Annotated in this window: 11 protein-coding genes; 5 read left to right on the forward strand and 6 right to left on the reverse strand. The window is 66.5% G+C overall.

Translation table 11 applies throughout. The annotated features are described in order from the left end of the window. Nucleotides 1–140: 140 nt before the first annotated feature. Nucleotides 141–980 (reverse strand): hypothetical protein, encoded by an 840-nt coding sequence (locus tag Q4A20_RS00870; RefSeq protein WP_303119096.1) that lies wholly within the window; start codon nucleotides 978–980, stop codon nucleotides 141–143. 496 nt (nucleotides 981–1,476) lie between these two features. On the opposite strand from Q4A20_RS00870, the gene Q4A20_RS00875 reads away from it, so the two are divergent. Beyond that, nucleotides 1,477–2,736: an ATP-binding protein gene (locus Q4A20_RS00875; RefSeq protein WP_303119099.1), complete on the forward strand. Its 1,260-nt coding sequence runs from the start codon at nucleotides 1,477–1,479 to the stop codon at nucleotides 2,734–2,736. 21 nt (nucleotides 2,737–2,757) lie between these two features. Here the strand turns inward: Q4A20_RS00875 and Q4A20_RS00880 are convergent, their stop codons facing one another. After that, complete coding sequence (locus Q4A20_RS00880; RefSeq protein WP_303119102.1) at nucleotides 2,758–3,333, reverse strand: DUF4143 domain-containing protein; 576 nt, start codon at nucleotides 3,331–3,333, stop codon at nucleotides 2,758–2,760. 368 nt (nucleotides 3,334–3,701) lie between these two features. Here Q4A20_RS00880 and Q4A20_RS00885 point away from each other — a divergent pair, with 368 nt between their 5' ends. Beyond that, nucleotides 3,702–4,712 carry an aldo/keto reductase gene (locus Q4A20_RS00885; RefSeq protein WP_303119105.1) on the forward strand — a complete coding sequence of 337 codons (1,011 nt, stop codon included), beginning with the start codon at nucleotides 3,702–3,704 and terminating at the stop codon, nucleotides 4,710–4,712. Between the two features lie 332 nt (nucleotides 4,713–5,044). After that, entirely contained in the window at nucleotides 5,045–6,625 is a 1,581-nt protein-coding gene (locus Q4A20_RS00890) for an ATP-binding cassette domain-containing protein (RefSeq protein WP_303119107.1), read from the forward strand. 110 nt (nucleotides 6,626–6,735) lie between these two features. Here the strand turns inward: Q4A20_RS00890 and Q4A20_RS00895 are convergent, their stop codons facing one another. The 3 genes from Q4A20_RS00895 to Q4A20_RS00905 are packed head-to-tail and all read right to left on the reverse strand — an operon-like array spanning nucleotide 6,736 to nucleotide 10,394. Then, entirely contained in the window at nucleotides 6,736–7,851 is a 1,116-nt protein-coding gene (locus tag Q4A20_RS00895; protein ID WP_303119110.1) for a substrate-binding domain-containing protein, read from the reverse strand. Nucleotides 7,852–7,899: 48 nt separating this feature from the next. Beyond that, nucleotides 7,900–8,883, reverse strand: coding sequence for an ABC transporter permease (locus Q4A20_RS00900; RefSeq protein ID WP_303119113.1), 984 nt, complete (start codon nucleotides 8,881–8,883; stop codon nucleotides 7,900–7,902). Beyond that, nucleotides 8,880–10,394 carry a sugar ABC transporter ATP-binding protein gene (locus tag Q4A20_RS00905; protein ID WP_303119116.1) on the reverse strand — a complete coding sequence of 505 codons (1,515 nt, stop codon included), beginning with the start codon at nucleotides 10,392–10,394 and terminating at the stop codon, nucleotides 8,880–8,882. The genes Q4A20_RS00900 and Q4A20_RS00905 overlap by 4 nt, the downstream gene beginning before the upstream one ends. A gap of 201 nt (nucleotides 10,395–10,595) precedes the next feature. On the opposite strand from Q4A20_RS00905, the gene Q4A20_RS00910 reads away from it, so the two are divergent. Further along, complete coding sequence (locus tag Q4A20_RS00910) at nucleotides 10,596–11,648, forward strand: LacI family DNA-binding transcriptional regulator (protein ID WP_303119118.1); 1,053 nt, start codon at nucleotides 10,596–10,598, stop codon at nucleotides 11,646–11,648. A gap of 92 nt (nucleotides 11,649–11,740) precedes the next feature. Here Q4A20_RS00910 and Q4A20_RS00915 read toward each other — a convergent pair whose 3' ends face one another. Continuing rightward, entirely contained in the window at nucleotides 11,741–12,649 is a 909-nt protein-coding gene (locus tag Q4A20_RS00915; protein ID WP_303119120.1) for a LysR family transcriptional regulator, read from the reverse strand. Between the two features lie 174 nt (nucleotides 12,650–12,823). On the opposite strand from Q4A20_RS00915, the gene Q4A20_RS00920 reads away from it, so the two are divergent. Then, complete coding sequence (locus tag Q4A20_RS00920; RefSeq protein WP_303119122.1) at nucleotides 12,824–13,807, forward strand: alpha/beta hydrolase; 984 nt, start codon at nucleotides 12,824–12,826, stop codon at nucleotides 13,805–13,807. Nucleotides 13,808–14,341 lie beyond the last annotated feature (534 nt).

A 14,341-nucleotide genomic window follows, 5' to 3' on the forward strand; every position in this document is an offset into this window, starting at 1 on the left:
CGCAGGCAGGCTGCTGAGTCTGACGGAAACTCATCGGGTGCGCCTTCGTGCTGTCAGGCACGAAAGCCAAAAACGAGTCAGCGCTCCGATCCGCGTCGAATGGGCGGCGGGGCGCTGACTCGTTGGATGCGGTCAGTGGGTCACTTGACCGCGACGAAGGCCTTGTTAGCGAGCAGGCCGGGCTGCACCGCGAGCACGCCGTCCTGGGCGGATGCGGAGGGGACAGCAATGGCTTCGTTGCCCGTGACGCTGCCGCCGTTGTACAGGGTGGTCAACGTGTCGATCTCGTCGGGGGCCACGGCGAGCGTGTCGCTGCCGTCGATGGTCACGCCGTCAGCGGTCACGTAATTGACGGTGACGAATGCGGGCATGCCGCCATCCGGATCGTCCCCCACGTAGGTGACCGTGTAGTTGATGAGAATGTACTCGTCACCATCCGCAGGTGAGTCATTGAAGGGGTTTTCCGCGATGACTTCGGCCGTGGCGTCGAATGTCACTGAGTTTACTACCACCTTCCACTCGTCGCTGCTGATCTCGCTGCCCAGCGCGGCAGGGTTCTCGCGCGTGCCGGTGTCTGTGCCTGTGGGCGCCTTGCCGTTGCTGTTCGAGCCTGCCCCGTCGGTCGAGGCCGAGTCGGTGGTGCTTGAGACGACGGTGTCGGAGCTGGTGCCCAAGGCGTCGTCCAGGGCGTTAGAGGCCACGACGAGGAACACCAGTACGGCGACCGCGGTTCCCACGATTGACAGGACGATGGCGGTGATGCCCTGCCAGCGGGTGTGGCCCTTCTGGAACAGTGATACCAGCCCGAGAATGAAGGATATTGGAAGCAGAATCCACCCGGCGATGAGGGCGCCGGGGATGCACGCGAGGATGAAACCCGCGATTGCGCAGATCAGCGCGATTAGTCCAATGGTGTTGCGCTGGGCGCTCATCTGGACTGGTGCCGGTGTGGGGGGCGGGTTCTGGGCGGGATAGGTCATGACGGCTCCTGGGGTGTCGGGAACGCGGCGGTGGCAAGTTGCCGTCATATGATGATACTTGCTAGACATGACCTTACTAGCGACTTGGTTAATTCGTTATGTTTTGGTTGTGGGAGCTATATCAACAAAGGCCTGGGTAGAACCAGGCGTGCTCATCGCCTGCGAGTGTTTGATGCATGTGTGTGCGAACCGGGCGTCCCTTGCCCGGGGTGTCTGGGGTCTGATCATGGCTGTTGAGCGCGCCGGACGCTTCGGCTCGGCTCGCGCGTGGGCATCCGTTGATCGTGCCGTACTTGTCGACGGCGGGACCCTGGGTGTCTGCCACGCCATTTGATCGTCTACTGCACCGGCACATCCGCAAACACGAAGAGTCTGCATCGCGCCGACTGACGCAACAGAATCGGTCCAACTCACGCAATGAAACCCGTCCAACTCACGCAATCGGCTAGGCTGAGCGGCGGAGACATGCGGGTTTTCCAAGCCGGAGGAGGAACTTATGCACTATTTGCCGCGTGTGGCAGATGACCTACTCGCCGTCGCCCTCGCAACCAGTGGCGCTGTGCAGGTCAGGGGCCCGAAGTGGTGCGGCAAGACCGCCACATCCCTGCAGCAGGCCGGCAGCGTCGTCTACATGCAGGATCCCGATCGCAGCCGGTCCTACCTTGCGCTCGCGGATGCCAAGCCTTCCGCGCTGCTGGAGGGGGCCACGCCGCGGCTCATCGACGAGTGGCAGATGGCACCACAGTTGTGGGACGCCGTCCGCTTCGCCGTAGACCGCCGCGGGGAGCCCGGGCAGTTCATACTCACCGGCTCGTCCACACCAACCGTCCAGGGGGCGCACTCCGGCGTTGGGCGGATCGCCACCCTGGTCATGCGGACCATGACGCTCTTCGAGTCGGAGGAGTCCACCGGGCAGGTGTCCCTGCGGGCGCTCTTCGACGGGGAGGCGGAGGTCGCGGGCATCAGTGCGCTCGATGTGGAGGACATGGCGCGGATTCTGTGCCGCGGCGGCTGGCCCGCCGCTGTCACCGCAGGTGCGACGGCATCGCCCGGAGGCCTGGCGCGCAACTACGTAGAGGGCCTGATCGACTCCGATGTCGCCCGCATGGACGGCGTCTCCCGCAACTCGACGCGCATGCGCGCACTCATGCGCGCCTACGCCCGCCACGTCTCCACCCAGGCCGCGCAGGCCACGATCGCGGCCGATCTCACGGTTGACGATGCCGCCATGGCGCCCAACACCGTCAGCGACTACCTCGACGCATTGTCGCGCGCCTACGTGATCGAGGACCTGCCCGCCTGGAACCCGGCGCTGCGCTCTAGGACCGCGATAAGAACCAGTCCGACGCGTCACTTCGTGGACCCGTCGATCGGTGCGGCCGTCATGCGCTGGGCGCCGGCCGACCTGCTGCGCGACTTCGAAGCCTTCGGGCTGCAGTTCGAGTCGCTGTGCGTGCGCGACCTGCGCGTCTACGCCGAGGCCAACGACGGGGCGCTCTTCCACTACCGTGACAAGACCGGCCTGGAGGCCGACGCCGTCGTCGTCCTCGCCGACGGACGGTGGGCGCCGCTGGAGGTGAAGCTCGGCTCGCGCCAACTCGACGCCGCCGCCGCCCACCTGCGGCGGCTGCGCGACCGCGTGGATACGGCCCGCATGGGGGAGCCCTCCTTCCTCGCCGTGATCACCGCGGGCGCCACCGCCTACCGCCGCGACGACGGCGTCTTCGTCATCCCCCTGGCCTGCCTGCGCAACTAACGGCGCCATGGACCACAACCGCTAGATCGCCCAGACGGGTACCGCCTGAATGTCGCGCGTAATGGGGTAGGGCTCCCTCGTCTGGCAGATCACGTGCCCGAATCCAAGCTCGCAGCCCGTAATGCGCTCGAGGCGCAAGAAGTCCTTGATCGCTTCCACGCCTATATGGACGCCCATCTTGACCTCCACCGGGTGCAGGACATGCCCTTCCTGGATCACCAGGTCGATCTCATGTTTCTTCTGGTCGCGGTGGAACCGCACATCATGAAGGTTCGCCCCGGCGTTCATGTAGCTCTTCAGCACCTCGGATACGACGAAGGCCTCGAAGACGTGTCCGCCCGCGGCGCCGCTGCGCAACGCGTCCGGCGTCGTCCAACGGGTGAGATGGCAGACCAAACCCGTGTCCATGAAATACAGCTTCGGGGTCTTGGTGAGCCGCTTGTCGACGTTGGACCAGAATGGCTGCAGGACGCGGACGACTTCCGACGCCTGCAGTACGGACAGCCACGCTCTTGCGGTCTTGCGGTCGACCTCGGCCACTCCGGCGACATCGGACGCATTGAACAGCTGCCCTGAGCGTGCCGCGCAGGCGACCATGGTGTCCGGTACCTCTGCCTTCTTAAGCCTTCTCGGAACGTAAGTCCCCTTCCCGGTGAGGCCGACGAACTCCCGTCACCAGGACCACCTTGCCCTGAGACAGCATCGAGTCAACGGTGTCCTCGACCTCGCGCGGTATGTACACGGCAGCGCTCCTCTCCTGGAAGAAGCCTCGGGTGTGCTGCGGCCGTGGGATGGGGTCTGTCCGAGCCGCCGGGGTCTGCGATTGTCGGGCCGCCACGAGGGGCACTGTCAGAACCTGGCGGTGCGGGCGCCGCTCGGGGCATGCTAAGGCCGGGGCGACGGCGTCGCTGCCCCGCGCGCCCGACGCGCACAAACCGACTCGCGAACCCTAGGAGATTCGGACAATGGAGTACACCAAGCTCGGAACCACGGACATCACCATCCCCCGCCTGTGCATCGGCGGCATGAGCTTCGGGGAGGTCTTCCCCGACTCCCACCAGTGGTCCATCGACCAGAGCGCCACTCAGGAGGTGATCGCCCGGGCGCTGGAGCTGGGCGTGAACTTCATCGACACCGCCAATGCTTACGCCCGCGGCACCAGCGAGGAGTTCATTGGTCAGTCGCTGAAGAACCTGGGGGTCAAGCGGGAGGACGTGGTGCTGGCCTCTAAGGTCTACTTCAATGAGGGGAACCTGTCCCGGGAGGCGATCAACCGGGAGATCGAGGGCTCCCTGAAGCGCCTGGGCACCGACTATCTGGATCTGTACATCATTCACCGCTTCGATTACGGCACGCCGATCGAGGAGACCCTGGAGGCTCTGGACGGCCTGGTGAAGGCGGGTAAGGTACGGGCGCTGGGCGCCTCGGCCATGTACGGCTACCAGCTGCACAACCTGCAGTTGGCCGCGGATGCAAACGGTTGGACCCGCTTCGCCTCCATGCAGAACCACTACAACCTGCTCTACCGCGAGGACGAGCGCGAGTTGATTCCTGTGTGCCAGCAGTACGGCATGTCCCTGACCCCCTACAGTCCACTGGCCTCCGGACATCTGACCCGCCGTACCTGGGACTCCGACTCCGTGCGTTCGACCACCGACAAGGTCATGAGCAGCAAGTACGACCGCGACCGTGAGATCGACATGCCCATCATCGAGCGCGTGGCCGAGACGGCGGACAAGCACGGTGTGCCGATGGCGGATGTCGCGCTGGCCTGGCACTGGGCGCGGGGCGTGGCCGCGCCGCTGGTCGGCTGCTCGCGGCCCAGCCGGGTCGACGACGCCGTGCGCGCCCTGGACCTGAAGCTCACCGCCGAGGAGATCTCCTACCTGGAGGAGCCCTACCAGCCTCACGAGCTGGTTGGCCCCCTCGCCCGTCCCGGCGACAAGCCGCTGGCCGGCACTGCCGTGAGCAAATAACCGGATCACGATCAGAATCGCTCCGCCCCGGCCATGGCTCGCTGCCTTTGCCGGGGCGGACTTGCGTTTCGTACACGGAGTGGGCAAGTGCGGCGTCGCAGTGGCGTCGGACAAGAAGCAGGTGGCGGCAGGGCTGGACGGGGGCACACCGAGCCGGTAATGTCAGAAGCATGAGGAAGTAGCGATGCCCCACGGGCACACGGAATCCGAACCGACCATGACTAACCCATGGAGCCGTGTCCGGGGTGCAGCATCGTTGACCTCCCATACCGATCAGCCGCGTTGTTTGAGCCTGTCCGGTTGCTGCAGGACGTGAGCGCAGCCCCAATGCAATGGTCATCACTGCGCGGCCCCACTGGATCGGAGTTTCCGCGAACAGCCTGCACCGCCGCACGGCCTCCTACCCCGAGGAGGCCCGCATGCAGCTCACCCTGTCCGATATCCACCACACCTACCCCGGTGCCGCCTCTCCGGCGCTGGCCGGCGTAACCGCCACCTTCCCGGCCGGCTGGACCGGCGTCGTCGGCGACAACGGCTGTGGCAAGACCACCCTCGCCCGCATCGCCTGCGGGGAGCTGACGCCCGACGTCGGCGCAGTGGCTCCGCGGCTGGTGGCCTACTACTGTGCCCAGGACGCCGCCGCGCCACCGCTGACGCTGATGGACTTCGCCTGCGCCTATGACGAGGTCGCCATGCGGCTGCGCCGCGACCTGCGTCTCGCCGACGAGTGGGCCTGGCGCTACGACACGCTCTCGGGCGGACAACGCAAACTGGTCCAGGTCGCCTGTGCGCTGTGGGAGCGGCCGGACCTGCTGGTGGTTGACGAGCCGACCAACCACGCCGACACCTCGGCCCGCACAGCCATCCGTGCCGTCCTGGCGCGTTTCACCGGCATCGGCATCCTCATCTCCCACGACCGCGCCCTGCTGGACGCCCTGTGCACTCAGTGCCTGTTCATGAACGCCGGAACCGCTGCCATGCGGCCGGGCGGTTACACACAGGGCTTCGCCCAGGCCGAGTTGGAGCGGAAGGGAGCCCTCCGGCGCCGCGAGGCGGCCAAACGGGAGCGGCGGCGCCTGGCCCGGGAGACCCAACGACGCCGCGAGGAGGCCTCTCGCGCCGCCTCCCGCCGCTCCGCCCGCAACATCGCCAAGCACGATAACGACGCACGCTTCCGCCGACGCTTAGCCGTGGTGAGTGGACAGGACGGCAAGACGGGTCGGCTCGCCTCCCGCATGGAGGCCCGGCTCGCCCGCGCGAACGCCCAGGTGGAGGCCTTGCACATCGACAAGCGCTACGACACCGACCTGTGGGTCGACTCCGCCCCGAGCCGACGGCCCGTACTGCTGCGTACACAGCCGCTCACCCTGCCCCTGGGGGAGGCCACAGTGCTGCGCACACCGGTGCTCGCTCTGGACAATCGCGACCACGTGGCACTGCTGGGGGACAACGGTACCGGCAAGACCACGCTCGTCCGCGCCCTGCTGGCGCAGCTGCCGGAGGATACGGCCTGCCTGCACGTGCCCCAGGAGCCCGATCGAGCGGCGCGGGAAGCGGCACTGGCACGCCTGTCCGGGCTGGAGGCCGAACGACTGGGCCGCGTGCTGTCGATCGTGGCCGGGCTCAACTCCGTCCCGGACCGGGTCCTGGCGGGGGAGGAGGTCAGCCCCGGGGAGATGCGCAAACTCATGCTCGCACTCGGCGTCCTCGACCGACCGGAGCTGATTGTCATGGACGAGCCCACCAATCACCTGGACATCGGCTCCATCCGGGCGCTGGAGGGGATGCTAGCCGGCTATCCCGGGGCGCTGCTGCTCGTCTCCCACGACGCCGCCCTGGTGGAGGCGAGCACCTCCACCACCTGGCGGATTCATTGGCAGGATGCGGGCGAACTGCGACTGCGAGTGGAATAGCGCCGGAGCCGTCGGCCCGGTCACTTGACGGGTCCGACGCCGTGAGATACGCCCGTGGCGGCCGGGTGGGGAGCAGACCCCGCCCGGCCGCCGGGCTGCCCCGTCTCGGGTCAGTCGTACAGCAGCACGGAGATGTCCTCATCATCGATGTTGGAGGCGTCGTACCAGTGTGAACCGGTGTCCACGTCCGCAACGGTCTCACCATTGGCCGCCTGCACGGCCAGTGACACCGCCTGGTATCCCATCTGGTAGGGGTCCTGAGTCACCGAGCCGAGGAAGGCCCCGGAGCTCACGGCGTCCTTCTGCGACGTGCCGGCGTCGAAACCGACCACCAGCAGGTCCTTGTAGCGGCCGGAGTCGCGATCCAGCTGGGAGGCGTCTGCGGTGGCGCTGATGACACCGTTGACCGCGTCCTGGTTGGCGGCGAACAGGGCCACCAGTCCATCCGTGGACAGGATCGAGGTGGCGGCGGACTGGATGTCCGCCTGGCTGGTGGTGGGCGGCACGGTCACCACGATCTTCACCTTCGCGGGATTGGACGAGGGCGTGGTCCAACGCTGCTGTCCGGATAGGTCCACCGCACCGGCGAGACCGTCGAGTTTCTCCAGCTCGGTCACGAGGGTGGCAGTGAATCCGTCCACGCGCTGGACGATTGAACCGGAGGTGGAGTCCTGGGCCAGTACCCCGATGACGGCGGGGGAGGCTGCGCTGGCGGAGGCCAGGGCGGATTGCAGAGCGGCATTCGAGGCAAGGTTGGTGGCGACGTTTCCACCGGCGACCTCATTATCGGTGGTGGCGGTGGCCAGCACCGCACCGGAGGCGTCATCGGGCACCCCCGAGTCGAAGCCGATCACTGGAATGTTCTGGTTCTTGGCGTTCACCAGGGCGTCTTGGACGGCGTCTGGCTGGCAGGCCGCCAGGGCGATCGCAGCCGGTCGCTGGTTCACCGCCGAAGCGAGCTGCTCCACCTGTTGGGAGACGTTGCTCTCCGCATCCGGTCCGTTGGTCTCCAGGTCGACGCCGAGCTCATCGGCGGCGTCCTGGGCGCCCTTGAATGCGGCCTGATAGAACTGGTTCTGGTAGCTCTTGGAGATGATGATGACCTTCATCTTCCCGTCCGCACCGGCGGAGCCGCCGTCGTCGCTGCACGCGGCCAGCAAGGGCAGGGAGCAGGCGGAGGCGAGTGCTGCCGTCAGTGCGGTCCTCCGGGTGAGCATGGTGGTCATGGTTGTTTTCCTTTCCTGTGTGGGGTGGGGGGTGAATTGGTATTGGACTCACGCGCGGCCGGCGCGGCGGGTGCGGATGACATCAAGCAGAACTGCGAGCACCACGACGACGCCGATCAGGACCTGCTGCCACTGCACGGGCAGGCCCATCGACAGCAGGCCGGTCTTGAGCACGGAGATGACGAAGACGCCGATGATGGTTCCCCACAGGGAGCCGACGCCGCCCGCCAGGGAGGTCCCGCCGATCACGCAGGCGGCGATGGCGTACATCTCCTGGCCGTTTCCGGTCTGCGGGGTGATGGAGGAGAAAGTGGCGGCGTAGATGACGCCGGCCAGTCCGCAGAAGAAGCCGTTGAGTACGTAGACCCAGAACTTCCAACGGGACACGACCACGCCCGAAAGCTCGACGGCCTCCTCGTTGGAGCCGATGGCGTAGGTGTAGCGGCCCAGCTTGGTGCGGGTGAGGATGAACCAGGCGATCACGAAGAAGGCGGCCAGCCAGATGATGCCCACGGGCAGGTTCCCCGCCTTGTACAGGACGGTTTTGAACCAGCCGTCCTCGGAGGTGAGACTGGGGTAGGTCTGAGTCTGCACCTGGGCGATCACCGCGCACAGGCCCAGGGAGGCGAACTGCATGCCCAGGGTGGCGATGAATGGCGGAATGTGCAGGAAGCCGACCAGGATCCCGTTACCGATGCCGAAGGCGACCCCGGTTGCGAGCACTATCAGCAGCGCGACGCCGATAGGCAGGTGCCACACGTTGTAGGCCACGCCCCCAACCAGCGCGGAGCCGACCATGACCGTTCCGGAGGATAGGTCGATGCCGGCGGTGATGATGACGAAGGTCATGCCGATGGCCAGGAAGCCGATGTAATAGGAGGAGTCCAGGATCGAAACGAAGGTGCTGGGGGATAGGAAGTGATTGCCGAATACGGCGAAGAACCCATACAGGATGATCAGTGCGGCCAGCGCCATCAACTGCTGCATTGGCAGTGCCCGCAGTGGGTTGTTCTTGGTGATGTTTGCGCTCATGCTGCGCGACCTTCTTCCTGCTTGGTGGCCAATTCCATGATCTTGATCTGAGTTGCCTCGGAGGCATCCAGCTCTCCGGTCTTGCGTCCCTCGCGCATGACGACCACGCGATCGGACAGGTGCAGGACCTCATCGAGGTCGGAGGAGACGAGGATGATTGACTTCCCCTGCGCTACCAGATCCCGCATGAGTTGATAGATCTCCGCGCGGGCGCCGATATCGATGCCGCGGGTCGGCTCATCGAAGATGAGGACGTCGACGTCGCGCAGCAGCCATTTGCCCAGGACCACCTTCTGCTGGTTCCCGCCGGAGAGGTTGCGCACGCGCTGGCGTGTGGATGGGGTCTTTATGCGCAGCATGTCCACGTACTTGCGGGTTGCGCGCTGTACGGCCCGCTCGTGCACGACCGTGGCGGTGGTGAAGGCGTCATAGGAGGCCAGGACCGTGTTGTCACTGACGGATAGGCCCGTGACCAGGCCGAAGCGCTTGCGGTCCTCGGATAGGTAGGCGATCCCGGCGCGAATGGCGTCCTTGGGACGACGGAAGGACACCTCGGCTCCGTTGACCTCCAGCCGTCCCGATGTGGGGCGGTCGGCGCCTGCGACGATCCGCATCGCCTCGGTGCGCCCGGCCCCGACCAGGCCCGCGAAGCCGAGGATCTCGCCGCGATGAAGGGTGAAGGACACATCCTTGACGTCGGCGGAGGCCAGATGCTCGGCCCGCATGACGACGGGGGCGTCGGGGGCCACCTCGGAGTGGGCCTTCGGGGTGTTGACGACCTGCCTGCCCACCATCATCTCGATGATCTCGTTGAGGTCGGTGGCGGATGCCTTGAGTGTGCCCACGTGCGCGCCGTCGCGCAGGACCGTGATGCGGTCGGCTATGGCCATGACTTCGTGCATGCGGTGGGAGATATAGACGACCGAGACACCACGGTCCCGCAGGCGCCGCACGCGTTGGAGCAGTTCGGCGCTCTCGGCCTCCGACAATGCTGCCGTCGGCTCGTCCAGGATCAGCACCTTGGTCGCCTCGAAGGACATGGCGCGCACGATCTCCACCAGTTGCGCCTTGGAGACCGAGAGGTTCCGCAGCAGGGCCTGTGGGGCGACGTCGACCTCATGCTCGTCGAGCAGCTCCTGGGCGCGCCGATTCAGCACCCGGTCGGAGAGCAACAGGGAGGAGGACTCCCGGCCGATGAAGATGTTCTGCGCGACTGTCAGATCGGCCATCATGTTCAGCTCCTGATGGACGATGGCGATCCCGGCCCGCTGGGCGTCGCGAATGGAGCGGAAGGCCGCCGGGGTGCCGTCGTACTCGTAGCTGCCCCCGAAGTTCGGGTGGATGCCGGTGAGGATCTTGACGAGGGTGGACTTGCCGGCGCCGTTCTCGCCGACAAGGGCGTGCACCTCGCCGGGGAGCAGGTCGAAGGAGACGCCGCTGAGCGCCTGGACTCCGGGAAAGGACTTGGAGACGTCCCTCAGTCTCAGCCGGGGTGGTTGTGGTGGTGCCATATCTGCTCCATTGCTATGAGGTGAGCCGCACTCGGCGGCGCGGGCGGGTTGGGACGGCCGCCTATGCGGTCGCCGGTAGGGGATACCAGAACGCCTCCAAATGGCGGCGTTCCAGTACTGACAACGATGTCAATCGCGGTTCCGATGGTACGGTTGGATGCCACTTGGGTCAAGTGCGTTTCAAGAATCGGGGAGGAGAGCGTGGCGTCATACTCGACTGCCGACGCGGCGCCGGGGGCGCAGCGTCGAGCCACCATGAAGCAGGTCGCCCGCCTGGCGGGAGTCGGCGTGAAGACTGTTTCGCGCGTGGTCAACGGCGAGCCGAACGTCTCCGACGCCACCGCCGAGCGCGTCTGGGAGGCGGTGCGTGAACTCGACTACCACGTGGACCTGCGCGCCGGCAGCCTGCGCCGCCCGGGTGGAGCCACACGCACCATCGCGCTACTGGTAGCCAGTGTCGACAATCCCTTCGCCGGAGAACTCCACCGGGGCGTGGAGGATGTGGCCCGGGAGCACGATGTGGCGGTGCTGGCCTCCAGCCTGGACGAGGAGCCGGACCGGGAGGTGGCGGCGGTGGAGGACTCCATCCGCCGCCACGTGGACGGGATCATCGTCAACACCACCACGGTGGACGGGGTCGCACTGGAGCGGGTACTGCATCTGGGCGTGCCGATCATCTTCGTGGACCGGGCCCCGCATGGCATCGAGGCCGACTGTGTGACCAGTGATACCCGGGCGGCGGCCGAGCTCGCCACACTGCACCTGCTTGCCCGTGGCCACCGCCGTATTGCCCTGCTCACTGAGCGCTTGAATGTGGCCACCGCGGTGGAGCGGCGAGAAGGATTCGCTGCCGCATTCGCGTCCCGCGGTGCCGACGTCGAAGGCGCGATCGTGGTATCCGGACTGGTGGGGCCGACGGCGGCCGAACGCGCCGTAGTCGAACTCGTCGGCGGGCCGCAGCCCCCGACGGCGATCTTCAGCGGGCAGAATCTGCTCACCGAGGGGGCGCTGCAAGCGCTACACAAGTTGGAACTGCGGAGGCGGATAGCGCATGTCGGCTTCGACGACCTGCCGTTGGCGGACATGCTTACGCCCGCGCTCACCGTGGTGCGGCAGGACCCCCGGCGCATGGGAAGGGTGGCTGCGCAGCGGCTGTTCCGCCGTCTGGAGGGTGAGGCCCTGCAATCGGAACACATTGTGATCCCCACGCAGTTCATTGCTCGCGGCAGTGGGGAGATCGAGCCCGGCGCCTAGGGTGGTCATTTGAGTCGTCGGCTGTGGACGCTCGGGGAGTTCCAAGGGGTGTCGGAGAATGTCGGCGGTACCGGTCTCAAAGCAGGGGGCTACTAGCGGGTTACGGGAGCGTCGTCGGCGGCCAGCGAAGCGCGCAGCCGGTCCAGGAAGCGCTCCGCGATGGGGGACAGGGTCTGCTGGCGGCGCCAGATGAGGTACATCCGCGACTCGAGTTCCGGCTCCAGTGGGCGGAAGGCCAGTCCGCTGGAGGGGCTGGTGTCCACCAGGCGGTCGAAGGTGAGCAGGTAGCCCAGGCCCTCGCGGGCGAACACCGCGCCGTTGTAAGGCAGGCGGAAGGTGCCTTCAAGTCGCAGCTCACCCATGCGGCTGCCTGCCCAGGCCGGGATGTCCCGTGCCCAGGACTGCTCCGAGCAGAACAGCGGCAGTCCCGCCAGGTCGTCCACGGTGACGGTCTCCTTGCCGGCCAGGGCGTCGTCGCGCCGCAGCACCACGCCCCACCTGTCCGCCGCGGGCAGGGGCAGCGTCTCGTACCGGCTGAAGCGGTCGCCGTCGGGCTCCTCGACGATCGCCGCGAAGTCGAGCAGGCCCCGGTCCAGCTTCTCCGTGACCTGCTCGGTGTCGCCACTGGTGACGTGGTAGTGCAGCCCGGGGCACTCCTGCTTGAGCAGCTTGAGATGCCGTGCGAGCAGACCCACCTGGTAGGACTCGGCCAGACCCAGATAGAGCTCGCCGCCGGTGACGTCCCCCAGGGCGAGGAAGTCGTTCTCAATCCGGTCCGCCAGGCCGATGAGGTCCTCGGCTCGTTCTCGCAGCAGCCGGCCCTCCTCCGTGAGTTCGATGCTGAAGGAGCGCCTGACGAACAATTTGTGCCCCAGCTCCCGCTCCAACGCCTTCATCTGCTTTGAAAGCGTCGGCTGTGAGACGTGCAGCTGTGCGGCGGCGCGGGTCATGTTCTCCTCTCGGGCGACGGCGGCGAAGTAGCGCAGCGTGCGGATCTCCATGCCCAACATGATATGCCAGAATCGCATGTCATGTATGCCAAACGGTCATTAGCGTTATGTCGTCCGGACGGTTAATTTAGCTGTCAGGGGCGCCGCGGCACCGTGCCAGGACGCCAGACATAGCCACAGGCACCCGCAGATATCCGCAGACACGGAGAAACGGATCATCAGAAAATGAGCACCGAGAACCTAGAACTGACCCAGGAGTGGGACAAGGTCTTCCCTCAGTCCGACGCCGTGGACCATGAGAAGGTCACCTTCCGCACCCGCTTCGGCATCACCCTGGCCGCTGACCTGTACAAGCCCAAGGATGCCGGTGGGCCACTCCCGGCGCTGGCCGTGGCCGGGCCCTTCGGCGCCGTCAAGGAGCAGTCTTCCGGCCTGTACGCCCAGACCGTGGCCGAGCGCGGCTTCCTCGCGATCGCCTTCGACCCCAGCTTCACCGGTGAGTCCGGCGGCACGCCCCGCTACATGAACTCCCCGGACATCAACATCGAGGACTTCCAGGCCGCCGTCGACTTCCTGTCCGTGCGCGAGGACGTCGACCCCGAGTGCGTCGGCATCATCGGCATCTGCGGCTGGGGCGGCATGGCGCTGGCCGCCGCGGCCGCCGACCCGCGGATCAAGGCCGCCGTGGTCTCCACCATGTACGACCTGAGCCGGGTGGCCGCCAACGGCTACTTCGACTCCGCCGACTCCGCCGAGGCCCGCAACCAGACGCGCGCCTCCGTGGCTGCCCAGCGCACCGCCGACTATCGCTCCGGCACCTACGCCCTGGCCGGCGGGGTGGTGGACCCGCTGCCCGACGACGCCCCCGGTTTCGTCAAGGACTACTACGCCTACTACAAGACGCCCCGCGGCTACCACCCCCGCTCCGTGAACTCCAACGACGGGTGGACCGTCATCGGCGGCTCCTCGCTGATGAACGCGACCCTGCTCGGATACATCGAGGAGATTGAGAACGCCGTCATGATCGTCCACGGGGAGGCGGCTCACTCCTACTACATGGGTAAGGACGCCTTCGTCCGGCTGCAGGGGGACAACAAGGAATTCGTCTCCATCCCCGGCGCCTCCCACACCGATCTGTACGACGGCGGCGAGAACGGCGCCATCCCGTGGGAGAAGATCACCGAGTTCCTGCACGCGAACCTCGGCTGAGCGACGCTCGCGGCCCGGGGTCGGGAGCGACATGGCGTTTGGGGCGGCCCGCCGTTGGTGGGCCGCCCCGAAGGCTGGTTTCGGCCGCCGATGCCGTAGCGGAGCTTGTCCGGGGTGATGTGCCGAGGGGAAAAGTGGCTCGTCCGGTTGGGCGTTAACAACGCTACTTAACGTTCTGCTGTATTCCTCGGGGGCCTTCAGCAGACGGTTAACCGGCGTTGTTAACCCCGAAGTGGCGTAGCAGACCGGGAAGCGGCGTTGCAGACGGACCCGCTTCCGGGCACCGGGGTGGTCGGCCCGAACACGTCCTTATACGCCCGAGAACGACCTGCGCTGGTCGAACACGTCCTCATGAGCCTGAAACCCTACCGAATGTGGAGGCTTTGGGGCGCACGAGGACGTTGTCGGCAAACCAGCACCTACCGAGCACGTCCCTATCCGCCCGAGTACGACCTCGTCAGCCTGAGCACGACCTCATCCGCCCCGAACGCGATCCCCACACCGCAGCCCGGGCCTAAGCCACCACGTCGCAAC

This window comes from Actinomyces sp. (assembly GCF_030530635.1).
In the GTDB taxonomy this organism is placed as follows: domain Bacteria; phylum Actinomycetota; class Actinomycetes; order Actinomycetales; family Actinomycetaceae; genus Actinomyces.